The following is a 21,737-nucleotide window of genomic DNA, read 5'->3' as shown; positions in this document are numbered from 1 at the left end:
TGACGACGAGGCTAGGGTCCGGCGCGTCCATCGGAGGGAACCGTGTGACCACACCCGACGGCATCGACGCCACCCGTGTGACGAGCTGGCTGCAGGAACGCACCGAGCTCGAAGCGCCCCTGACGTTCGAGACCATCCAGGGGGGTCGGTCGAACCTGACGTACGCGGTTACCGACCCGCAGGGTCGCAAGGTCATCCTCCGACGCCCGCCTCTGCACAGCGTCCTGCAGTCCGCGCACGACGTGGCCCGCGAGCACCGGATCGTCGCTGCGCTCGCGGACACTGACGTCCCCGTCCCGCCGCTGGTGGGTCTCGAGACCGACGAATCGGTCAACGGGGCGCCCTTCTACGTCATGCGGTTCGTCGACGGCCTGGTGGTCCGCGACGCCGACGCGGCCAGGGCGGTCGACGCCGCGGTGCGACGGACGGCGGGCGAGGACCTCGTCGACGTCCTCGGACGGCTGCACGCGGTCGATCCTGACGCGGTCGGGCTCGGGGGGCTCGGACGCAAGGAGGACTACCTCGCCCGGCAGCTGCGCCGGTGGCACCGCCAGCTGACCGACGGTCGGACGCGGGACCTGCCGCTGCTCGACGAGGTCCACGCGCGCCTGAGCGCCGACATCCCGCCGCAGGGGCCGGCCACCATCGTCCACGGCGACTACCGGCTGGACAACCTCATCGTCGACCCGGCATCGGGTCACGTGCGCGCGGTGCTGGACTGGGAGCTGACCACCCTCGGTGATCCGCTCGCCGACGTGGGGCTTCTGCACTGCTACTGGGCCCAGCAGGGCGATGCGACCCTCCCGTTGCCGGACGCCCCGACGCTGGTGGACGGCTTCCCGGACCGCGACGAGGTCGCCGAGCGGTACGCGGGCGCGACGGGCAGGGACCTGTCGGAGCTGCCCTACTACGTCGCCTTCGGTTACTGGAAGCTCGCCTGCATCCTCGAGGGGGTGTACGCCCGATACAGCTCGGGTGCCTACGGCGAGAACGACGGGTCGTTCGAGACCTTCGGGCGGATCGTGATCGAGCTCGGTGAGCGTGCCTCCGAGGCGGCGGCCGAGGCCGGCCGGTGACCACCGCCCCGCGGGCGCTGCTCCTCGACTACGCCGGCGTGCTCACTGGACCGGTCGGGCCAGCGTTCGCGGCGTTCGAGCGTGCCAACGACATCCCCGAGGGTCGGTGCTTCGCGCTCCTGATCGAGGCGGCCACCGACGCCGACGGTGGTCTCATCGGCGCCATCGAACGAGGTGAGCTGACCGTCCAAGCGTTCGACGACGAGCTCCGCAGCCTGCTGGAGGCCGACGGTCTGCGGTCGCCTGCTGGATCACTGCTGGCCGGGTTGTTCGCGCAGCTCCACCCGGGCGGTGAGCTGTGGGCGGCGACGGCGCGCCTCCGATCGACGGGGGTCCGGACCGGCCTGGTGTCGAACTCGTGGGGGACCGAGCTCTACCCCCGGGCCGCGCTGGATGACCACTTCGACGAGGTGGTCATCAGCGGCGAGGTGGGGCTGCGCAAGCCCGATCCCGCCATCTTCACCCTCGCCTGCGCCCGTCTGGAGGTCGCACCCGAGGAGACCGTCTTCGTCGACGACCTGGCCGCCAACGTCGCCGCGGCGCGGCGCGTCGGCATGCGGGCGATCCACCACACCGGGGACGGCGCGGTCACCGTCGGCGCGCTCAGCGCGACCTTCGGCGTGGACCTCGGGCCCAGCTGACGGCGCATCACACCGAGCTGCCGGCCGCCTCGGCGACGAGCTCGCGATCGAGCGCCGCGACCGGTGGGCTTCGGCGGGCGATCATGGCCCCGACCGCCGCCGTGGCCGTGAGCAGCACGCCCGCCGCACCGTAGGCCGCGCTGATCCCGTGGTGGTCAGCGAGCGTGCCGTAGAGCAACGACCCGCCCCCCTCGGCGACCGCGATGGACGCCCACATCAGGCCGGTGACCTGCGCCATCCTGGCCGGTGGCGTGAGCCGCAGGAAGGTCAGCTGGGGGCCGAGGATCCAGGCGACCCCGACGCCGACCGCCACGTTCGCGGCGACCAGCGCGGTGGCGTTCGGGGCAGCCGCGGCGAGCAGGAGGGCGGTGGCCAGCACGCCGAGGTGCCCGAGCTGGAACCAGGGTCGGGTGACCACCCGGGTCCGGCCGAGGATCGCGATCGTGACGGCCTGCCCGAGCGGGGCGGCTGCCAGCAGGAGTGGTGTCAACCGGTCGTCGTCGGGCACCACGGTCGGTGCCAGCGTCTCGGGCAGCGCCCCCGCGGTGGCGGTGAGCACCGTCAGCAGGGCGAACAGGCGCAGGACCGGCTGTCCGACGATGGTGCGCAGACCGGTCGAGAACGACGGGGGTCCGTCGTCGCTGGTGTCCTCGGCGCGAGGGGGGAGCCGGATGCCGATCAGGAGGAGGGCGGCGAGCACGAAGCTGGCCGCGTCGAGCAGCAACGCCGCCTCGGCGCTGACGGCGAGGTAGATCGCCGCGCCGGTCAGGTAGCCGAGCACCTGGGCGCCCTGGTCGATGGTGTTGCTGAGGGCGACCAACGCGGGCCGATGGGAGGTGCTCACTCCCTCGGCGATCACGCCCTGACGGATGGCACCCGTCGCCGTCCGTTGACCGGCGAGCAGGGCCGCCGTCACGTACACGACGGGGACCCCGTCGATCAGCAGCGGCAGGCAGATCAGCAGGGCGCCGAGCAGCTCGAGCGACACCAGCGACGGCACCCGCCGGACGCGGTCGAGCAGCGGTCCACCCAGGGTGCCCACCAGGACCGTCATGGGTACGGCGGCGGCGAACACCCCGGCGGCACCGACGGCCGAACCGCCGGTGCGTTCCGCCGCCATGACGAGCAGCGCACCGACGCCGAGGTAGTCGCCGATCACCGAGGCAGAGGTCGCGCCCACCAATCGCCGCACGATCGGCACGCGTAACGCAGCCGCGTACCCGTGTCGCCCCTCGGCCCCGTCCGCCACCGTCGCCCCCGCCGTCCTGCCCGTCATCCTGTCTCAGGCGGTCAACCTCCCGCCCCGGCCGACGCCGGGGCTCGGGCTGTGCACCACCTCGCACGCGCAACTGCCCGGTCGCGACCGCGATCGTGGATGCTACGTGCCGCGTGCGACTCGCGGGGCGGGTGAGCGCAGACGGAGGTTGGGGCGACCGGCGGGCCGTCGGCGCTAGGGTGGCTCCATGACTGAGACCCCCGCCCCGTGACCGCTCCCGACCCGACCGAGGAGCGTCTCGCGCTGTTCATCGACCACGAGAACGTGGCGATCGGCGCGCGCGACATCGGCTACCGCTTCGACATCGCCCCGCTGACCGAGGCACTGGCCGAACGCGGCCGCCTCGTGGTCCGCAAGGCCTACGCCGACTGGAACCTCTTCCGTGAGGACCGGCGCGGCATGGTCGATGGCAACGTCGAGCTGATCGAGATCCCGCAGCGCTCGGACTCGGTCCGCAAGAACGCCGCGGACATCCAGATGGCCGTCGACGCGATGGAGCTCGCCTTCACGCGCGACTTCGTCTCCACCTTCGTCATCGTGTCGGGCGACAGCGACTTCACGCCACTCGTCGGCAAGCTGCGCGAGCTCAACAAGCGTGTCATCGGCGTCGGTCTGAAGGGCTCGACGTCCGCGATGCTGCCGCCGGCCTGCGACGAGTTCCTGTTCTACGACCGGCTCGAGGGCGCACCGAAGCGCCAGGGGTCGTCGTCCTCGCCCGGTCACTCCCGCCCGAAGAAGAAGAGCGGCGGCAAGGGTGGTCGCGGCGGTGGACGCAACGGCGTCGCGGCGACCGAGCCCGCGACCGACACCACGTCGACAGCCGCGTCGACCGAGCCGGCACCCGTGGCTTCCAAGTCCCAGAAGCAGGACCTGCGCACCCTCGAGCGTCAGATCACCCGCACGCTCACGGGCCTCCAGTCGTCGTCCGCGGGCGGCTCGATCCAGGCCTCGAACCTCAAGCGCGCCCTGCTGCGCAAGGACCCGACCTTCTCCGAGCAGGACCTCGGGTTCCGCGGCTTCCGCGAACTGCTGCGTCACCTCGAGGAGAGCGGGTTCATCACCCTCACCGAGGGCAGCGCCCCCGGCGACCCCGAGGTCGACCTGCCGGCCGAGGGCAAGAACGAGGACGCTGCCTTCATCGCCCTCCGCGACACCGTCAGGGAGCTCATGGTCGAGCTCGGTGGTGACCCACCGCTGTCGGGCCTCAAGGACCAGCTGCGCAAGCGGCAGCCCGACTTCTCCGAGAAGGACTTCGGCTACTCCGGGTTCCTGCAGTTCTGCAAGGCGGCGGTCGCCAAGAACGTCGTCGAGATGGACTGGGAAGAGGACGACCAGGAGTACTACCTCTACGTCGAGGACGGCGAGGGCTCGCCCGCCGGCTGATAGCCCGCAGGACGCGACCGCGCCCCGCCGGAGCGGGGCGCGGGTGTCGCCGACGTGACCCGGATCAGGCGTCGACGCCGCGGCTGCTCTCGACCACCTCGTCGATGAGGCCGTACTCGACCGCCTCGGCGGCCGTCATCCAGTAGTCGCGGTCGGTGTCGGTCGCGACCTGCTCGACGCTCTTGCCGGTGCGTCCCGCCATGATCTCGTTGATGCGCTCGCGCATCCACACGATGTTCTTGGCCTGGATCTCGATGTCCTTGGCCGTTCCGCGGGCGCCACCGAGGGGCTGGTGGATCATGATGCGCGCGTTCTCGGTGGCCGAGCGAGTCCCTGTCCCGGTGCACAGCAGGAAGGCCGCCGCCGATGCCGCGAGCCCGATGCAGCGCACGTTCACGTTGCTCTTGAGCAGCTGGATGGTGTCGTAGATGGCGAACATCCCGGTGATGATGCCGCCCGGCGAGTTGATGTAGAGCGTGATGTCCTCGTGCTTTTCGGCATCGAGCGCGAGCAGCTGGGCGATCAGCCGGTCCGAGCTGTCGTCCTCGACCGGCCCGTTCATGAACAGGATGCGCTGTTCGAACAGCCGGTCCGCGGCTCGCCGCGACTGGCCGATGAGCTGCTCGAGATCCTCGGCCACGGGGGGGCCTTCCTCGCCACGGAGGGGCGACTCGGGGACGGAAAGTGGGTCCGCCGGATGCCGACGGGCGGCCGATGGTAGCGACGGCGCACGGTCCACCGTCCGTCGTGCGTCCGGGTGGCTCAGGCCGCCTGCAGGCCGCCTCGCAGCGCCTGTTCCGTCGCGTCACCACCCGACCTGTGACACGATCGTCCTGCGGGGCGGTGGGTGAGGTGGGGCCGGACATGGTCATGGCGGACACGACCGACGACGCGGAGCCGGTGTCCCGGCCACAGCGGTTGCCACGCGGGGTTCGGCTCGCGTTCGGCGCGGGGCAGGGGGGCTCGGCCATCTTCGAGCGCCTCGTCTTCATGTGGCTGTACTTCATATGGGTCGGTCAGGGCTTGGAGGACGGCGCGGTCTACATCGCACCGACGCTCTTCGGCGTCCTCGTCCTCGGTGGCCGGGTGGTGGACGCGGTCACGGATCCGGTCGTCGCGCGCTGGTCCGATGGCCACGGGGGCCGGCTTGGCCGCCGGCGGCCGTTCATGCTGTGGTCGGGGCTCCCCTTCGTCCTGGTCGGTGCTGCGCTCTTCTTCCCGCCCGTGTCGGGGACGTCGCACCTGAACGCCATCTACCTCGGCGTCGGGCTGGCGGTGTTCTACGTGTTGCTCACCTTCTACCTCGTCCCCTACGCGGGGCTGCTCGCCGACCTCTCGCCGGACGTGTCGGACCGGGTCGACCTGGCCACAAGCAACGCGGTGTACCTGCTGTTCGGGGTGGCGGTCGCGATGATCGTCCCTCCACTGCTCATGGGCACCCGTGGCCTGCTCAGCATGGTCGTGGTGCTGGGGGTGGTCGCCCTCTGTCTGCTCTACGTCCCCACGGTGATCGACGAGCGGCGCTACTCGAGGCCGCAGCCGTCCACGACCCCACTGCTGGCGGCGATCCGCGCCACGCTGCGCAACCGCCCGTTCCTCGTCGCGCTGCTGGCGACGAACGTCCTGTGGTTCGGGTTCAACCTCGTGTCGCTGAACACGCCGCTGTACGTGACCGTGCTCGCTGATCTGGACGAGACCGCGATCGCCCTCTACAGCGCGGTGCTGCTCGGGGTCTGCCTGCTGGTCCTGCCGATCGTGAACGCCGCGACGAAGCGGGTCGGGTTGCGTCGCGTGATGATCGCCGCGCTCGTCGTGTCCGGCGTGGTGATGCCGTTGGTCCACCTCATCCCGTCCCCGCCGTTCGGCCTCGAACCGGCGACGTTCGCCCTGCTGGTCTTCGGCCTCGGGGGCATCGGCCTGGCGGGCTTGTTCATCGTGCCGTCCGCGATCATCGCGGCGGTGGCGGACTACGACCACCACACCTCGGGGCAGCGCCGCGAGGCGATGCACTTCGCGGTCTACGGGTTCATCGTCAAGGTCAACATCGGGATCTCGACGGTCGTCTCAGGGCTCCTCCTGCAGACGCTGGGTTCGCCGCTCGGTATCCAGATCACCGGCCCGCTGGCGGGGATCGCCGCACTCGCCGGCGCGTGGCTCTTCCTCCGCTACCCGGAGGACGAGGTCGTACGAGCGGCACGTGCTGACGAGGCGGGGGCGGCCTGGAGCCGGCTCGCGGCGGACGAGCGTTGACGCGCCCAGCGGATGAGTTCGTCGTCCACCAGGCTCTCCAGACCGATGGTGTCCGTCGCCACCGGAACCCCCTCGTGGCTCGGCGGACCTGCGATCCTGGCGTAGTGCAGGTGGAGCGCGGCGAGGGGCTTGAAGCCAGCGGTAGGGGACCCGGCGGCCGCGAGAAGTCGGGCACCGAGGTCCTTGCGTCCCTCGAGCACCGCGCACGCCCCGAGGGCGATGAGGATGTCGTTCACGCCCAGCGGGTGGCGCCATCGGAGGTCGTCGTGCGCCTCCCGGGCCCGGCGTACGAGGTCCCGGGCACCATCCAGGTCACCCGAGCCTGCGACCGCGACCGCGAGGAAGAGCAGCGAGAGGGGCCGCGCTGCGGGGTGCGGGTGCGGGGTCTCGACGCCGCGCTGGAAGATGTCCGCCGCCGCCTCGTGGTCGCCCGCGAGGTGCTCCGCCACGGCGAGCACCGTCAGCGGGAGGCTGTAGTGCTCGGCGAGTTCGGCCACCGCGGCCGACCGCAGCATCACCACCGCCTCCGCGTACCGGCCGGCGTACAGCATGAGGAGGGCCGCGTTGCCGACGATGGCCGCCTGCAGCAGCGGCGCGTTCGCCTCGCCGGCGCCCACGGCCTGCTCGTCGAACCTCGCCAGCATGTCGTCGAGGTCGGCACCGTCGAACACCACGCTGGCCACGAGGACGGTGTGCTCGGCGAAGATGCGTGCCGGTTCGCCCGGGTTCAGCTGCTGGGCACCGGCGCGGAGGGTGTCCACAGTGGCCCGTATCTCCTGGGGCGCCAGTGGCAGGCGCCACGCCTCGATCCAGAAGTGGTGGGCGACGTGGTCCGGGCGCGCCGCACGCCCCACCCGTTCCGGCATGGAGAGGCCGGCCGGCGGAACGCCCCACAGCTCGGTGAGCCAGCGGTCGAACGCGTCCCAGTGTTGCATCGAGATGATGAGCGCCGGTGATCCGACGGCGAGCCGGGCGGCGCGGTCGCGGTCACCCTGGACGATCGCGGTCCGGAAGGCCACGTCGAGGTTGCCGAACTCCACCTCGAAGGTCGGCCCGACCGTCCCGAGGCTGAACATCCGCTGATCCCAGGGGACCGACTCGAGAACACCGAGCAGGTGATCGAGGTGCGCCCCGCGGGCTGCAGCTTCCTCCCCGGCGGTGGCCAGACGGTCGGCCGCGAACTGCCGGATCGTCTCCAGGAGGCCGTAACGGGTGACACCGCCGGCCTCGTCGACGGTGACGAGGGAGGCGGCGACCAGCGAACCGACCAGTTCGAGCACCGCGGCTTCATCGCGACCACCACCTGCGACCGCCGCGATGGCCTCGAGCGTGGCGCCCCCGATGAACACCGACAGACGCCGCAGCAGGGCTCGCTGCGGCTCCGACAGCAGGTCGTAGCTCCACGCGATCGTCGCGTCGAGGGTCCGGTGTCGTGGTACCCGTCGCTGCCCGCGCAGCCGCGCCGGGTGCGCCGTGAGCCGTTCGTCGGCCTCGACCGGCGACAGGTGAGCGAGCTGGGCGGCCACGAGCTCGATCGCGAGTGGCAAGCCGTCGAGGTGCCGGCAGATGGACACGAGCGCGGCGCGGTTGTCGTCGTCGATGCCGAATCCACGACGAACCGCCCGCGTGCGGTCGACCAGCAGCCGCATCGACGCGCACTCGTCCACGACGTCTCCATCCGGGAGAGCGAGGGGGGCGAGCGTCCAGCGCTGTTCGCCGTCCAGACCGAGCGCTTCACGGCTCGTCGCCAGGACGGTCACGCCGGCACAGTCCTCCCGGAGTCGCCTGACGAGATCCGCGCACGCATCGAGCAGGTGCTCGCAGTTGTCGAGCACCAGGAGCACCCGGTGATCGGCCAGGGCCTGCACGAGGGCATCGAGGGTGGCTGCGTCCGCCGGAACCGAGGTCGATACCCAGTGCGCGCGCCGCCGTGCGAGGCACGAGCGCGGCGTCGAGGATCGGTGCGAGATCGACGAGGTACACCCCGCCGTCGAAGTCGGTCCGTACCCGCCCTGCCAGTTCGACGGCCAACCTCGTCTTGCCACCCCCGCCGGCCCCGGTGATCGTGATCAGCCGCTCGTGGCGCAGCATGCAGGCGAGCGTCTCGAGTTCGTGCTCGCGGCCGTACAGCCGGGTGTGGAACGAGGGGAGGCGACCGGTCTGCGCCTCGTGGACAGGTGGCGGGGCGGACGGGCGTGTCTGCGGAACGTCGTCATCGGGGCGGAGCAGCTCGAGGTGGAGCTGTCGCAGCTCCACGGACGGCTCGATCCCGAACTCGTCGGTGAGGCTGCGCCGGTGGTCGAGGTAGCGGGTCAACGCCTCGGACTGGCGCCCCGTTGCCGCGAGCGCACGTAACAGCAGTGCCACGGACCGCTCCCGGAAGGGGTGGTCGGCCAGGAGCCGCTCGAGGTCGGCCACCACCTCGGTGTGGCGCCCCTGCGCGAGCCGCGCCTCCGCGAGATCCTCGACGACCGTCGACCGCAGCTCGACCAGTCGCGTCGCCTCGGCCTGGAGCCGCGAGGCGCGGGCGACCAGGCCGACGAGTGGGTCGCCACGCCACTCGGCGAGCGCGGCCTCGAGGTGCGCCTGCGCCCCGGCAGCGTCGGCTGCGGCGAGGTGCCTGCCTTCGCGTGCGAGCGTGACGAACCGCGCGGCGTCGAGCTCGTCCGCCGCGAGTTCGATGAGGTACCCGCCCTCGCGCGTGACCAACCGTCGTCGCTCGCTGCCGAGGCCACGCCGGATCGTCGCGATGTGCGTCTGGATCGTCCCGGTCGGATCACGTGGCGGGTCCGTGGGCCACAGCTCGTCGATGAGCTGGGCGGTCGGGACGGTACGTCCAGGGTCGGCGACCAGCAGCGCGAACACGGTCTGGGCCTGAGGGCCACCCAGGGACGCGACCGCGTCGCCGACCCGGACCTCGAGCCCTCCCAGGAACCGGACGTCGACGTCCATCCGCGTCTCTCCCTCCCGCACGGGAGTATCCACCCGGCACCCCGAGCGGTCCAGAGCCCTGTGGCGTAGCGGTCGCTCAGCGACTGCTGACCGGTTGCTCAGCAGCCCGTCCGAGGGTGGCGGGCATGAGACTCCCATCCCTCGCATTCGCCGCCGCCGCGATCCCCGCATCCGTGATCGCGATGGCCAGCGTCGCGACCATCGGATCGTCCTCGGCGCACCAGGACGTCGACGACAGCCCGATCGTGCTCAGCGGAGAGGCCACGCCGGAGGTTCGTCACCTCGTGTCGGTCGTCGTCCGAGCCGCACAGGCACGTGACGTGGCGGTCCTGCCCGCCGAGCTCGACATCCGCTTCGTCGACCGTGTGGACCCCGACAGGCCCGTCGGGGGCTGGACCGACGGGCTGGTCGTACTCGTCGGCCGCAACGTGGCGCTTCCGAAGCTGACGCTGCTCCACGAGCTCGCGCACGCCGTGGTCGGCGTCGAGTTCGATCACGGGGAACCCTGGCGCAGCGTGTACATCGCCGCGGTCGAAGACGTGTTCGGGGACCGGATGGGTGAACGCGAGCTGCGCAGGCTCCGCTGGGTCTACGACAAGAGCTACCTCGACACCGAGCCCGCCGACGGGGAGACGGTCGCGGCCTCAACTCACCGTTGCGACATCGGGCCGGTCGGCGTTCACCTCACGACGGTGCGCAGGCAGCCCGGCCACCGACCTACCGTCAGCTAGAGCATCTCGGGGCGGTCGCGCTCCTCGGACATGCCGATCGGGCCCTCGGTGATGCCGTGCAGGAACTGCTGGCAAGGCGCGTACCAGGAGTTGAACATGTCGTCGACCCTGCCGAACGCGACGAGGTTGCGCCGGAACAGCATCCCCACGTAGTCGGCGACCTGCTGGGCCGACGGGATGTGGTGGGTCACGATGATGATCGTCGAACCCATCTCGGCGACGATGTCGCGGGCGAGGTCGTTGAGGTAGGCGGTGCGGACGGGGTCGAGGCCGGAGTCCGGCTCGTCGAACAGCAGGATCTCGGGCTCCATCACCAGGGCGCGGGCCAGACCCGCGCGCTTGCGCATCCCACCCGAGATCTCGTCCGGCATCAGCTTGGTGGCGCCCTCGAGGCCGACCAGTTCGAGCTTCTCCATGACGATGGAGCGGATCTCCTTCTCGCTCTTGCTGGTGTGTTCGCGCAGCGGGAAGGCGGTGTTGTCGTAGATCGTCATCGAGCCGAACAGCGCGCCGTCCTGGAACAGCACCCCGAAGCTCTTGCGGACCTCGAGCAGGCGCTTGCGCGAGAGAGCGGGGATGTTGTCGTCACCGACCCAGATCTCGCCACGATCGGGCGTCAGCAGGCCGATGAGGTTGCGCAGGAAGACGGACTTGCCGGTACCGGACGGACCGATCACGGTGGTGATCTTGCCGCGCGGGAAGTCGATCGAGATGTCCTCGAGGACCGTCTTCTTGCCGAAGGACTTGGTCATGTTCCGCACGGAGATGACCGGGTCGTCGATGATGGTGTTGCCCGGGTAGACCGGGTCGTCGAGCTTGTCGTAGTCGTCGGGCGGCCCGTGCAGGTGGTTGCCGCCGAAGCCGATGCCAGCTCCGACCGGCTCGAAGTTGCTGACGTAGTTGACGACGTCGCTCACGGCGATCCTCCTCAGCGCGTGGTGTTGACGAGCAGGAGGTCGGTCGGCACCTCGTGCGTGATGCGGTTGGAGACCGAGCCGAGCAGCCGCGACGGCCCGCTCATGCCCTTGTTGCCGATCACCAGCAGGTCGTAGTCCGCTCCGGCATGTCCGAGTCCACGGACCACGTCACCGTCGGTGGCGACCTGCTGTGGCAGGTCCTCGAGTCCGGTCCCGCGGTCCACCGCGGTCGCCAGCACCTTCTGGCCCTGCCCCTCGGAACGTGCCACGGTCAGGAGCGTGGCCTCGGCCCCGACCGATCGAGCCAACGCCAGCCCCCGGTCGACCGCACGGGCTGCCGTCCGTGACCCGTCCGTGGCCAGCGCGATCCGGGACCACCCCTGATCGTGCGCGCCGGTGCACAGCAGCAGGTCCACCGGTGCGTGGTGGGTCAGCTGGTGTGGCACGTTGCCGATCAAGCGCTCGGCGCGTTCGGTCAGGCCGGCGGTCCCGACCACCAGCAGCGCGTCCGGGTAGGTACCGGCCGATTCGAGCAGCGCTTCGGCCGGCGCCCCGACGGCCTGGACCTGGCGGACGTCCTCCACCCCGTGGGCCCGGACGACGCCCGCTGCGTCGGAGGTGGTCTCGATGGCCCACTGGGCATCCATCGCCGCGATGCTGCCACCGGGATAGCGCGATTCCTCGGACAACGCGGGCGGGTCAGCGGTGTGGCGCTGCCACGCGGTCACGATCACCACGGGAGCGCCGGTCGCCGCTGCCGCGCGTGCAGCGGCGGCCACAGCCCGTGCCGCGGTGGCGGACCCATCGGTCCCGACGAGCACGTGGCTGTAGGTCACGGGGAATCCTCGTCGCTCTGGTCGTCGGCGGGGTCGGCGGCGTCGTCCCCGAACCCGGGGAGCACGGTCTCGTCCAGGCGGGTCGCCGCCTCCTGGAGCGCATCGACGACGAGTTCGACCTCGTGGACCCGCCAGACACCGTCCTCGCGCTGGAGGGTGAGCAGCGCGTAGCGCAGCGAGACCTCCTCGCCCTCGGTCACGGCCGTGGTCACCCGTTGGACCACGACGGCCAGCGCGGTCGCCTCATCGCCCTCGAGGGACTGCACGAGCACGTCGCGGACCTCGCCCTCCGATCGGGCGCCGAGCTCGGCGAGCGTCGCCAGGTCATCGGTCCCACCGAACAGCTCGTCCACGTCCGCCGCGAACGCCCCGGTCCCCGCTTCGCGCAGCCGCTCCCGGGTGTCGGCCATACCGTCGCTCGCGTCCCACGTGGTCAGGTCGAGGGCGAACTGGCCGGCCGTCTGCTCGACGGCAGCGAGGTCCTCGGTCGGACGACGTTCGGCGGCGACGATGACGAACGCGACGACCACGCTGGCCACGGCCACCAGCATCGCGATGGCAGCGACGATCCACGGCAGCCGTTGGCTGCGCTGACGGTCGCCGACCGGTCCGTCCTCGGGCGGCTCGGCATCCGACACCCCGGTGTCCCGGTCCGGGACCTCGGTCGCGAGGCCAGCCTCGTCCGACCGCGCGTTCCCGTCGGTCCGGTCCTCGTCTCCCACCATCACCTGCGGCTCCCGTACCGACGTAGCCACCAGCCACCCCAGCCAAGCAGAGGCAGACCGAGGAGGGCGACCCCGGTCGCCACCGGGATGCCGAGGTCCGTTCCGGTCGTGGCGAGGTCGTCGTCCGCGGAGCCGGCGAGCAACTCGGTGGCCGCCGGCTCGCGTTCGGCCGCCGCGGAGGTCCCGTCGCCGCCGGTGGTCGTGGACGCTGGGACGGGTGTCACCCGGTCGCCCTCGTGGCGCTCCGACGACCGGCCCTCGGGGGTCACACGCTGGTTCGTCGCCGCCACCCGCGGGGCGTAGTCGATCTCGGGGGCGGTCTCGTGGGGCGGCTGGACGCCGGGCTGGCGGACCGCATCGGTCCCTCGGCCGAACGCCTCGCTGACGCACGCCGCTCCCGGTCGGGTCTGCGGGGTGTCCCGGTAATCGGCGTAGAACTCGGCGGTCTGCGGCTCGTCGCCCACGAGCAGCACCCGCAGCCACAGCAGGCCGGTGTCGCTGTCCGGCTGTGCGACCAGGCTGAAGCCCTGTTGGAAGAAGAACGAGTGCAGCGCCAGCCCGCGCTCGAGTTCGTCGAGCTTCGAGGCGTACAGGTTCGGGCCGTTGGCTCCCTGGTAGGTCGACGGGCCGAGCAGCATGTCGTTGAGGGCGGTCAGGTCACCCATCAGGCACTCGAGATCGGGCCGGGTGTTGAGCAGGAACGCGTCGAGCTGGTCGAGGGCCGGGGTGGCCGTGTCGAGCAGTGCCTCGATGTTCGGCCGCTGCTCGGCGAACACCTCGGTCAGGTCGGCACCGTGCCCGATCGCGGAGCGCAGCGTGTCGCGCTGGTCGCGGAGCACCGCGAGCGTCGCTTCGGACGCGTCCAGGAGGCGCTCGAACTCCGGGATGCCGCCGACCAGCGTCCGGTTCAGATCCAGGCTGTCGCGCCCGAGCCGGCGCAGGGTGTCACCGCGGCCGTCGAGGGCGATGGCCAGTTCCTCGACGACGGTGGAGACGTCGTCGGCATCGATCGCGGAGAACAGCGCCACGGTCTGGTCGAGCAGGTTGGCGACCTCGGGTGCGATCGTGACCTCGGTGGTCTCGATGCGGCTGTCGCGCTCGGCCGGCTCCCAACCGGTCTCGGGCGGAGCGAGGTCGATCGCCTGCTCACCGATCGGCGAGCGACGCAGCACGGTCGCTCGGGCCGGGGAGGGCACACGCTGGTCGCCCTGGATGCTGAGGGTGAGCAGCACCCCCTCCTCGGTGACCTCGACCTCGCGGACCTGGCCGACGGCACGACCCATGACCGTGACCTGCTGATCGGGCAGGACCCCGCCGGCCTCCGGCAGGGCGACCGACACCCGGTAGCTGTCGTCGAAGACCACGCCGCTGGCGTAGGTGGCGAACGCGCCGGCCACGAGCAGGACGCTCAGCACCACGACGACCACGACGTTGGTGCCGACCCGAGAGGACAGCCCGCTCATACCGCGACCTCCCGGCTCATCGTGCGTTCGCTTCGTCGGTCTCCTGGCGGCACACCTCGAGGTCGTCGTAGCACTCCTCGCTGCGCGGCGACCGGTCGATCGGCTCGCCCGGCGAGGGGTTGTCGAGGTCGCACGATTCCGCGGGGTTGTCCGGGTCGTCGTTGATGCCGCACACGATGAAGTCGAGCCAGACCTGCCCCATGTGCATGCCCGAGCCCTGCTCGAGCACGACCCCGTTCGGCACGTGGAGGTTGTGGCGCGGCAGCCAGGTGAGCAGGTTGCTCAGGGCCCCGTCGACCCGCGTCAGCTGGGCCAGCACGATGCGCAGGGTGCGGATGGAGTCGTCGATCTCCTCGCGGTGGTCGCGCAGGATCCGCGAGCCCACGGTGGACAGCTCGTCGAGGTCGGCGAGGGCATCGAGGAGGCGATCGTCCTCCTCCTCGAGGACCTGCGATGCGCGCTCGAGGACCGCCAGCGACTCGGCGTTGACCTCGGCGTCCGGTGCCAACGCTGCGGTCAGCCCGTCGAGGGAGTCGATCAGCGCGAGCAGGTCGTCGGCGTCCTCGTTGTAGGTTCCGACGAACGCGTTGACGTCGTCGATGAAGCGGCCGAGGAGCCCACCGCGCCCTCCGAACGCGATGGCGCCCGTCTCGACCGCGGCGGCGAGCTGATCGGCCGAGATCGCCGACAGGGTCAGGTCGCCGGAGGCCACCAGCTCCTCGAACTCGGTGACGATGCGGGTGTCCTCGAGCACGTCGCCGTCGCGCAGTTCGCCGTCCTCGCCGATCGGCCGGAGGTCGATGAACATCTCCCCGAGGAGGGCGGTGCGGCCGAGGACCGCTTCCGTGCGTTCGGGCAGCCCGAGGTCGCGCCGCACCCGCATGGTCACCTCGGCGCGCATGTCGTCGGTCAGACGGATGTCGCTGATGACCCCGACGGGGACGTCACCGGCCCGGACGTGGGCATCGGTCACGAGGCCGCCGACGTCGTCGAACGTGGCGGTCAGCTCCATCGCGTCGGACCCGGCGGGCGAGCACGCGGCGATCAGGCCAGCGATGAGGGCGAGCGGGACCAGACGCGACCAGCTCCGGCGTCCGTCGAAGCGCATCACGACGAGCCCTCCCGGTCGCGACCGAGCAGGCCACCGAGGCCGTCGAGCAGGCCGCGATCGTCGTCGCTGTCCTCCTCGGCAGGGGCGGGTGCCGGATCGGGGGAGGGGCCCGGACCGGACGTCGGGTCCCGCTCCGCCTCGCTGTCCTCGGCCATCCGGTCGATGACGGCGTCGCCGAGCTCGGGCTGGGCGATCGCCAGGTTCAGCAGCGCTTCCTCGATCGGGATGGCGTCGCTGTCCGGCCGGCAGGGGAAGAGGGGGGCGGCGCACACGACGCCGCCGAGCAGGTCCGCGATGAGCTCGATCTCGCAGATGTCGCCCGGCAGCCCCGCCTGGATGCAGATGCCCTGGATGCGGAAGACGATGCTCTCGGTGAGGGGTTCGCCCAGTGCGAACAGCTGGTCCTGGAGCGGCAGGTACCCGCGCTGGCGGTCCACCACGCGCTCGGCGTGCCGGAACAGCTCCGCCGAGTACAGGACCGCGGTCGAGACGTTGTCGAGGTTGCGCTCCACGGTCCGGCCCACGCGGGTCAGGACCGCGATGTCGTCCTCGAGGCGTTCGCGGTTGACCTGCAGGAGTCCATCGAGCTCGGAGGTCACCCGCACGAGCCCGGTGAGCGCGGCGTCGATGTCCCCGCGGTCGCCCACGAGGGAGGCCGCCACCGTGTCGAAGTCCTGGAGGAGCTTGGCGAGCTCCTGGTCGCGCGACGACAGGGTCTCGTTCAGGTCGGCGAGGCGGGAGGCGAGCGCGATGAGCTCGTCGTCGTTGTCCTTGAGGACGCCGATGGCTTCGCTCGCCGAGTCGATCGTGCGGCCGAGCTGGGCGCCCTGGCCCTCGAGGGTCTCGGCGACGTTGGCCACGAAGCGCGCGACCTCCGGACCCTCGAGGCCACCGACGAAGTCCTCGAGCCCGGTCAACACCTCGTCGAACTCGAAGGGCACGACCGTGCGCTCGACCGGGATCACGGTGCCGTCGGCCATCCGCGTCCCCTCGGTGTACGCGCCGAGCTGGACGTAGCGTTCGCCGAGCAGGGAGGCCGGCACGACGATGGCGCTGGAGTCCTCGGGGACGTCCACGTCGCCATCGATGCGCATGATGACCTCGACGTGCTGCGCACCGTCGGGGACGACGATGTCGGTGATCTGGCCGACGTTGACGCCGAGCACCTTGACCGGCGAGCCCGGGAAGAGGTTGAACGAGCGCGTCAGCTCGGCGCGGACCTCGTACGCGCCGTTGCCACCGAACAGCCCGCACCCCGACGTCAGCAACGCGAGGGCGAGCACGACGGCGAGCGTGTGCAGGTGGCGGGGGCGCGTGGTCACGAGCCACCTCCGAGCAGCGACGACGGCAGGTCGAGGAAGCTGCGGAGCGCCTCGCCCCCGCTCGCGCCACGGGTGAGGTCGTCCAGCAGCGGGCTCGGGTCGATCTCGGGCAGGAGGCCCGGCTGGCTGGCGTCACCGGCGGGAGGCCCCTGCTCGGTGCCCTGCGTCGGCACCTGGCTGCCGTGCTCGCACCGGGGATCGGGGGCGAACAGCTCGGTGAACATCCGGTCGAGCGCGCCACCGCACTCGAGGAGCGAACCGATCCCGATGCTGCCGAGGTTGGTGACGAACACGTTGCCCCAACGGGGGTTGTCGATCCGAGCGTCGCCGCCCGAGTACCCGATGGAGGCGAAGCCCTCGAGCCCGGCGGGGAGGTACCCGAGGGTGTGGGCGAGGTCGACCTGGTGGCGGTCGATGATGGCGAGGTCCTCGCTGAAGGAGGCGAGCACACGATCGATCTGCGACCGCCGCTCGGCCACCAGATCCGCGGTGAGGGTGGAGGTCTGCGACGTCTCGCGCAGCAGCCGGGTGATGTCGGCGCGTCGGTCGACGAGCCGATCGAGCACCGAGCCGAAGTCGTCGATGATGCGCACGATCTCGGCGTCCTTGGAGGCCGCAGCGTCCACGACGACCGTCGCCCGGTCGAGGACCGCCTCGATCTCGTCCCGACGGTCGGAGACGATGGTGGCGACCGCCTCGACCCCCTCGAGCAGAGCCTGGACCTCCTCGCGGTTGCCCTCCGTGACGTCGCCGAGGGCCGTCGTCAGCTCCCGGAGGGCCGGCACGTCGAGCTCGCCGAGCAGTTCGGCCGACCGGTCGCCCAGCTCGGGCAGGTCGACGGGGGTGACGGTGCGGTCGATCGGGATGGTGCTGTCGGCCTCGAGGAACTGCGAGGAGGTGCCCGGCACGATGGTCAGCCCGCGCCGGCCGAGGGCGGTGTTCAAGGTGACCTCGGCCATCGAGTCGGCGGGCATCTCGGGGACGGTGAGCGTGAAGTCGACGAGCACGCGGTCCCCGTCGATGGCCACACCCGTGACCGTGCCGGCACGGTGGCCGCCGACGTAGACGAAGTCGCCGTCCTCGAGCCCGGCCGCGTCGGTGAACTCGGCCGACATCGGCTCGCCGTCGACGAACAGACCGGCGGTGGCACCCACCGCGAACGCGGTGCCGATCGCCACGAGGACGATGACCACGAGGCCGACGAACGCCTGGTTGCGTTGCAGCATCAGCCCACGCCTCCGCCGAAGAGCTCGGCCAGGGCGTCGGTGCTGACGCCACCGCCGTCCGAGCCGCCGTCGGCGCGGGGCTTGGTCGCACCGCGCTCGGTGGTCACGACCTGGCCGCCCACCGAGGTCCCGACGGCTCGGATGTTGAACCACTGGCCGGTCCGCGAGATCAGGTGGTAGCCGACCAGCCCGCGTGGCGAGCTCGCGAGGGTGCGCTCGAAGTCGTCGGCCTGGTCGGTGAGCACCGTGGTGACCCGTTCGAGCGCGTCGAGCGTGAGCCGGATCTCGTCGTCGTTGGCGTCGACGAGGCGGCGCAGCTCCTCCTGGCCGTCGGCGATGGCGACGATGGCCGAATCGAGCTCGTCGTTGCGTTCGCGCAACGTCTGCGACACCTCGGCGAACGAGTCGATCAGGCCCCGCAGCTGCTGCTCGCGGGCCGCGTACGCGTCGAGGACCGTGACCGAGTTGTTCAGGAGCCGTTCGATCTCCTGATCGCGCGACGCGATGCTCTGGGTGAGCTCGCCACCCTGGCGGATGAGGTCCTGGATCTCCTGCTCGCGGCCGACCAGCGCGGTCGACAGCGCCTCGAGGATCTGGTTCTGCTGGGCGGGGTCGAGCGCGTCGATGAACGGGGTCAGACGCTGGAGCAGCGAACCGAGGTCGGCGGGGGACCGGGTCTGGTCGCGCGGGAAGGTGTGCTCGGCCCCGGCCGGCTCGCCCTCGCCCGGTTCCACGTAGAGGTAGCGCAGCCCGGTGACGTTGCGCCAACGGATCGACACCACCGAATCCTCGGGGACCCGGACGTCGTCGTTGAGGGTGAAGCCCACCTCGACCTCGCCACCGGGCCGGTGCTCGATGCGCTCGACGCGGCCGAGGGTGACGCCGGCGATCTTGACGTCGTCGTTGACGAGCAGGCCCTGCACGTCGCTGAAGGCGGCGGCGTAGGCGGTGCGCGGCGTGAAGGAGATGTTGCCGATCACCACGACCAGGAGGCCGGTGAACGCCAGGCACACGAGGGCGAAGGCACCGAACTTCAGGAGGGGGAAGCGCTCGTTCACGCATCCACCTCGTCGCAGAGGGCCGGCGGCTGCGGGAGCCCGACCACGTCGAACTCGTGGCAGAGCAGCTTGACCGGATCGAAGGAGTCCTCGTCGATGAAGATGCGGAACGCACCCCACTCCGAGCCGTCGTCAAGCAGGATGCCGCCCGACCCGAGCGCCCGGCTGTACATGAAGATCCCGTTGAGCAGCTCGCCGATCTGGTCCTGCTGACGGACGAGCACCTCACCGACGGGCTGGGAGGTGCGCAGGAACCGCGAGATGACGGGTTCCTGCACCTCGAGCTGCTCGACGAAGTTGTTGGAGAACCGCGACAGCGTGTCGAGGTTGCGGCGCAGGTCCGCCTGGCGTTCGACGAGCACCGCGGTCGCCTCGGGCAGGGCGGTGTTCATCCGGGTCAGGTCCGGGACGGCGAGCGTCAGCGCGTCGCTGACGTCGGTGAAGGCCCGGAAGCGGTCGAGGGTGTCCGGGGCCGTCCGCGCCCCGAAGTTCGCGAGCTCCTGGCCCAGCTCGATGTTCTCGGCGATGACCTCGCCCTCACCCCGCTGGTCGCCGAGGGTGTCGACGATCGTGGCCAGGTCCTGCGGATCGACGGCGCGCAGGAACGGCTCGAGGGCGTCGATGGCCTCGGTGATCTCGGTCGGGGACCGGGAGGCGACGAGCCGGTCGCCGGCCTGCAGGAAGGGTCCCTCGCCGAGCGACCCCTCCGGGAAGGACAGGTCGATCTGCTTCTCCCCGAGGAGGGTCTTCGGGGTCACGACGAGGTCGATCTGGTCGGCGACCGGGAGGCGGGGCTCGGGGTTCAACGTCAGACGTGCGAGGGCGACGCCGTCCTCGTACATCGTCTCGGCGACGCGGCCGACCGCGACCCCGCGGACCTTGACGTCGGTGCCCTGACGAACGCCGGAGCCGGCGCGACCGAGCTCGGCCACCACCTCGTAGCTACCGGCGGGCGGTGCGTACCGCGCCTCGAGCACCACCGCGGACAGGGCGATCACGAGCACGGCGGACGCCGTGCCGACGATGCGGCGAACGAGGGTCGGATCCATGGCCTTCACCGTCACCCCGCGATCTTGATGGTCTCGCCGCCGGCTGCCCAGAAGGCCAACGAGAGCACCATGTTGAGGATGACGACCGCGGTGATGGACGCGCGGATGGCGCGCCCGACGGCCACGCCGACGCCGGCGGGACCGCCCTTGGCGTAGAAGCCGTAGTAGGTGTGGATGAGGACGACCACGATGACGAAGATGACCGCCTTGATGACCGAGTAGAGGATGTCGATCGGCGGGAGGAACAGGTCCAGTCGGGTGTCGTAGGCGCCGGGTGAGACCGTGTAGAAGCCCGTGACGATCAACCTCGTGGCGAAGAACGCGCTGAACAGCGCCAGCAGGTAGAGCGGGATGGTCGGGATGAGCGCGGCCCACAGGCGGGTGGACACCAGGTAGGGGATCGGCCGGATACCGATGACCTCGGCGGCATCGATCTCCTCGGAGATGCGCATGGCGCCGAGCTCGGCGGTGTAGCCGGCGCCGATCTTGGCGGCCAGGGCGATGCCGGCGATCAGCGGCGTGATCTCGCGCACGTTGGCGAAGGAGCTGATCAGCCCCACGTAGGCCTGGGCCCCGATCTGGTCGAGCGCGGCCACGCCCTGCAGGCCGACCTGGGTCCCGGTGAAGAAGGCCAGCGCGGCGATGACGAACAGCATGCCGCCACCGACGATGAGGCTGCCCGCGCCAACGACGACGTCGGAGATCTGCGGGAGGATGACCGATCGCCACCACTTGAGGCTGTAGGGCATGGCGCCGATGGCCTCGCCCCAGAACTTCATCTGGTCCGAGAGCTCCTCGAACGGCCGGAGCGGCCGTGAGACCGTCCGCATCGCGCGGGTGCCCGGGCTGAGGCGGGTGGGCGTGGCTTCTCCAGCGGCCATCGGCATCCCCCTCAGAACTTCGGCGGGACGAGGTTGAAGTACAACGCCGTCCCGATGAAGTTGGTGAAGAACAGGATGATGAAGGTCAGCACGACCGCCCGGTTGACCGCGTCGCCCACCGACTTCGGGCCACCGACCACCGAGTAGCCGTACCAGCAGGAGATCGAGGCGGCGAGGAAGCCGAAGAGGGTCGCCTTGATCATCGCCGACCACAGGTCCGGCAGGTGAGCCAGCTCGGTGAACGAGGCGAAGTAGGCCCCGGATGTCCCCTGCTGGACCGGGACGGCCATGACCCAGCCCCCGGCGATCCCGGCGACGGACACGAGCCCGTTGAGCAGGAGGGCGACGAGGGAGGCGGCCGCGAGGCGGGGGAGCACGAGGCGGTGGATCGGATCGACGCCCATGACCTCCATCGCGTCGAGCTCGTTGCGGATCCGCCGCGAGCCGAGGTCGGCGGTCATGGCCGAGCCGCCGGCGCCGGCGATCAGCAACGCGGTGGCGACGGGGGCCGACTCGCGCACGATGGCGAGCACCATGGCGGCACCGATGGACGACTCCGCGCCGAGCTGCTGGGCGAACGAGCCGACGTGCAGCGCGATGATGACGCCGAACGGGATCGAGATGAGCACGACCGGCACGGCGGTCACCTTGGCGATGAACCAGCACTGCTGGATGAACTCGCCGAAGGGGAAGCCCTTGCGGATGGCGAGGGTGCCGTCGATACCCATGGACGCCACACCGCCGAGCTGCGCGACGCTCGCACGGACGGATGCCACGGGCTGCTCCTCTCCGGACCAGCCGAGGGAGCGTGACCGGCGCCCGTCCCGTGCCTTCCCGGCC

At 71.0% G+C, this 21,737-nt stretch carries 20 protein-coding genes; 5 read left to right on the top strand and 15 right to left on the bottom strand.

All coding sequences use genetic code 11. The annotated features are described in order from the left end of the window. Positions 1-44 precede the first annotated feature (44 nt). Together NITAL_RS19925 and NITAL_RS19920 are read left to right on the top strand one after the other, a co-directional pair. On the top strand, positions 45-1,076 hold the full coding sequence (locus tag NITAL_RS19925) for a phosphotransferase family protein (protein WP_083441810.1): 1,032 nt from the start codon (positions 45-47) through the stop codon (positions 1,074-1,076). Further along, positions 1,073-1,717 (top strand): HAD family hydrolase, encoded by a 645-nt coding sequence (locus NITAL_RS19920; RefSeq protein ID WP_052667977.1) that lies wholly within the window; start codon positions 1,073-1,075, stop codon positions 1,715-1,717. Before NITAL_RS19925 ends, NITAL_RS19920 begins: the two co-directional genes overlap by 4 nt. A gap of 7 nt (positions 1,718-1,724) precedes the next feature. On the opposite strand, the gene NITAL_RS19915 is transcribed toward NITAL_RS19920, so the two are convergent. Beyond that, complete coding sequence (locus NITAL_RS19915) at positions 1,725-2,897, bottom strand: MFS transporter (protein ID WP_052667975.1); 1,173 nt, start codon at positions 2,895-2,897, stop codon at positions 1,725-1,727. A gap of 303 nt (positions 2,898-3,200) precedes the next feature. On the opposite strand from NITAL_RS19915, the gene NITAL_RS19910 reads away from it, so the two are divergent. Further along, positions 3,201-4,376, top strand: a complete 1,176-nt coding sequence (locus NITAL_RS19910) for a PIN domain-containing protein (protein WP_052667972.1) — start codon at positions 3,201-3,203, stop codon at positions 4,374-4,376. A 64-nt stretch (positions 4,377-4,440) separates the two neighbouring features. Here the strand turns inward: NITAL_RS19910 and NITAL_RS19905 are convergent, their stop codons facing one another. Continuing rightward, the gene (locus NITAL_RS19905) at positions 4,441-5,115 is read right to left on the bottom strand and encodes an ATP-dependent Clp protease proteolytic subunit (protein ID WP_425413685.1); all 675 of its coding nucleotides are present in this window, start codon (positions 5,113-5,115) and stop codon (positions 4,441-4,443) included. A 131-nt stretch (positions 5,116-5,246) separates the two neighbouring features. Here NITAL_RS19905 and NITAL_RS19900 point away from each other — a divergent pair, with 131 nt between their 5' ends. Beyond that, the gene (locus NITAL_RS19900; protein ID WP_169786904.1) at positions 5,247-6,626 is read left to right on the top strand and encodes an MFS transporter; all 1,380 of its coding nucleotides are present in this window, start codon (positions 5,247-5,249) and stop codon (positions 6,624-6,626) included. Here NITAL_RS19900 and NITAL_RS29680 read toward each other — a convergent pair. Both NITAL_RS29680 and NITAL_RS19890 read right to left on the bottom strand, forming a co-directional pair. Then, the gene (locus tag NITAL_RS29680; protein WP_483814940.1) at positions 6,542-8,275 is read right to left on the bottom strand and encodes an ATP-binding protein; all 1,734 of its coding nucleotides are present in this window, start codon (positions 8,273-8,275) and stop codon (positions 6,542-6,544) included. The genes NITAL_RS19900 and NITAL_RS29680 overlap by 85 nt on opposite strands. An 85-nt stretch (positions 8,276-8,360) precedes the next feature. Continuing rightward, entirely contained in the window at positions 8,361-9,578 is a 1,218-nt protein-coding gene (locus tag NITAL_RS19890) for an AfsR/SARP family transcriptional regulator (RefSeq protein ID WP_052667959.1), read from the bottom strand. A gap of 125 nt (positions 9,579-9,703) precedes the next feature. On the opposite strand from NITAL_RS19890, the gene NITAL_RS19885 reads away from it, so the two are divergent. Next, the gene (locus tag NITAL_RS19885; protein ID WP_157041981.1) at positions 9,704-10,309 is read left to right on the top strand and encodes a hypothetical protein; all 606 of its coding nucleotides are present in this window, start codon (positions 9,704-9,706) and stop codon (positions 10,307-10,309) included. Here NITAL_RS19885 and NITAL_RS19880 read toward each other — a convergent pair. Genes NITAL_RS19880 through NITAL_RS19830 form a run of 11 tightly spaced genes read right to left on the bottom strand, consistent with a single transcriptional unit; the run spans position 10,306 to position 21,625 of the window. Next, positions 10,306-11,226, bottom strand: a complete 921-nt coding sequence (locus NITAL_RS19880) for an ABC transporter ATP-binding protein (protein WP_052667953.1) — start codon at positions 11,224-11,226, stop codon at positions 10,306-10,308. The two genes, NITAL_RS19885 and NITAL_RS19880, sit on opposite strands and share 4 nt — an antisense overlap. 11 nt (positions 11,227-11,237) lie before the next feature. Further along, positions 11,238-12,062 (bottom strand): universal stress protein, encoded by an 825-nt coding sequence (locus NITAL_RS19875; RefSeq protein ID WP_052667952.1) that lies wholly within the window; start codon positions 12,060-12,062, stop codon positions 11,238-11,240. Next, positions 12,059-12,790, bottom strand: coding sequence for a hypothetical protein (locus NITAL_RS19870; RefSeq protein ID WP_052667949.1), 732 nt, complete (start codon positions 12,788-12,790; stop codon positions 12,059-12,061). The genes NITAL_RS19875 and NITAL_RS19870 overlap by 4 nt, the downstream gene beginning before the upstream one ends. Beyond that, positions 12,787-14,250 carry an MCE family protein gene (locus NITAL_RS19865; RefSeq protein WP_052667948.1) on the bottom strand — a complete coding sequence of 488 codons (1,464 nt, stop codon included), beginning with the start codon at positions 14,248-14,250 and terminating at the stop codon, positions 12,787-12,789. Before NITAL_RS19865 ends, NITAL_RS19870 begins: the two co-directional genes overlap by 4 nt. A gap of 16 nt (positions 14,251-14,266) precedes the next feature. Continuing rightward, positions 14,267-15,358, bottom strand: coding sequence for an MlaD family protein (locus tag NITAL_RS19860; protein WP_245617752.1), 1,092 nt, complete (start codon positions 15,356-15,358; stop codon positions 14,267-14,269). Then, positions 15,358-16,683, bottom strand: coding sequence for an MCE family protein (locus NITAL_RS19855; RefSeq protein ID WP_052667944.1), 1,326 nt, complete (start codon positions 16,681-16,683; stop codon positions 15,358-15,360). Before NITAL_RS19855 ends, NITAL_RS19860 begins: the two co-directional genes overlap by 1 nt. After that, a complete protein-coding gene (locus NITAL_RS19850; RefSeq protein WP_052667942.1) occupies positions 16,680-17,909 on the bottom strand; it encodes an MCE family protein in 1,230 nt (409 codons plus the stop codon). Before NITAL_RS19850 ends, NITAL_RS19855 begins: the two co-directional genes overlap by 4 nt. Further along, complete coding sequence (locus NITAL_RS19845) at positions 17,909-18,967, bottom strand: MCE family protein (RefSeq protein WP_052667940.1); 1,059 nt, start codon at positions 18,965-18,967, stop codon at positions 17,909-17,911. The genes NITAL_RS19850 and NITAL_RS19845 overlap by 1 nt, the downstream gene beginning before the upstream one ends. Then, on the bottom strand, positions 18,964-20,016 hold the full coding sequence (locus NITAL_RS19840; protein ID WP_157041980.1) for an MCE family protein: 1,053 nt from the start codon (positions 20,014-20,016) through the stop codon (positions 18,964-18,966). Before NITAL_RS19840 ends, NITAL_RS19845 begins: the two co-directional genes overlap by 4 nt. A gap of 11 nt (positions 20,017-20,027) precedes the next feature. Beyond that, positions 20,028-20,897: an ABC transporter permease gene (locus tag NITAL_RS19835; RefSeq protein ID WP_052667937.1), complete on the bottom strand. Its 870-nt coding sequence runs from the start codon at positions 20,895-20,897 to the stop codon at positions 20,028-20,030. An 11-nt stretch (positions 20,898-20,908) separates the two neighbouring features. After that, positions 20,909-21,625, bottom strand: coding sequence for an ABC transporter permease (locus NITAL_RS19830; RefSeq protein ID WP_083442258.1), 717 nt, complete (start codon positions 21,623-21,625; stop codon positions 20,909-20,911). Between the last annotated feature and the right edge of the window lie 112 nt (positions 21,626-21,737).

Origin of the sequence: Nitriliruptor alkaliphilus DSM 45188 (genome assembly GCF_000969705.1) — a bacterium.
GTDB lineage: Bacteria > Actinomycetota > Nitriliruptoria > Nitriliruptorales > Nitriliruptoraceae > Nitriliruptor > Nitriliruptor alkaliphilus.
Note: the sequence above shows the minus strand (reverse complement) of the source record. Positions and strands in the feature narration are given on the sequence as shown.

Excerpts from the sequence above, each read along its gene's own strand:
- NITAL_RS19900 (WP_169786904.1), top strand. The coding sequence starts at position 5,247 with ATGGCGGACACGACCGACGACGCGGAGCCGGTGTCCCGGCCACAGCGG.
- NITAL_RS29680 (WP_483814940.1), bottom strand. The coding sequence starts at position 8,275 with ATGCGGCTGCTGGTCGACCGCACGCGGGCGGTTCGTCGTGGATTCGGC.
- NITAL_RS19890 (WP_052667959.1), bottom strand. The coding sequence starts at position 9,578 with ATGGACGTCGACGTCCGGTTCCTGGGAGGGCTCGAGGTCCGGGTCGGC.
- NITAL_RS19885 (WP_157041981.1), top strand. The coding sequence starts at position 9,704 with ATGAGACTCCCATCCCTCGCATTCGCCGCCGCCGCGATCCCCGCATCC.
- NITAL_RS19865 (WP_052667948.1), bottom strand. The coding sequence starts at position 14,250 with ATGAGCGGGCTGTCCTCTCGGGTCGGCACCAACGTCGTGGTCGTCGTG.
- NITAL_RS19860 (WP_245617752.1), bottom strand. The coding sequence starts at position 15,358 with ATGCGCTTCGACGGACGCCGGAGCTGGTCGCGTCTGGTCCCGCTCGCC.
- NITAL_RS19850 (WP_052667942.1), bottom strand. The coding sequence starts at position 17,909 with ATGCTGCAACGCAACCAGGCGTTCGTCGGCCTCGTGGTCATCGTCCTC.
- NITAL_RS19840 (WP_157041980.1), bottom strand. The coding sequence starts at position 20,016 with ATGGATCCGACCCTCGTTCGCCGCATCGTCGGCACGGCGTCCGCCGTG.
- NITAL_RS19835 (WP_052667937.1), bottom strand. The coding sequence starts at position 20,897 with ATGGCCGCTGGAGAAGCCACGCCCACCCGCCTCAGCCCGGGCACCCGC.
- NITAL_RS19830 (WP_083442258.1), bottom strand. The coding sequence starts at position 21,625 with ATGGGTATCGACGGCACCCTCGCCATCCGCAAGGGCTTCCCCTTCGGC.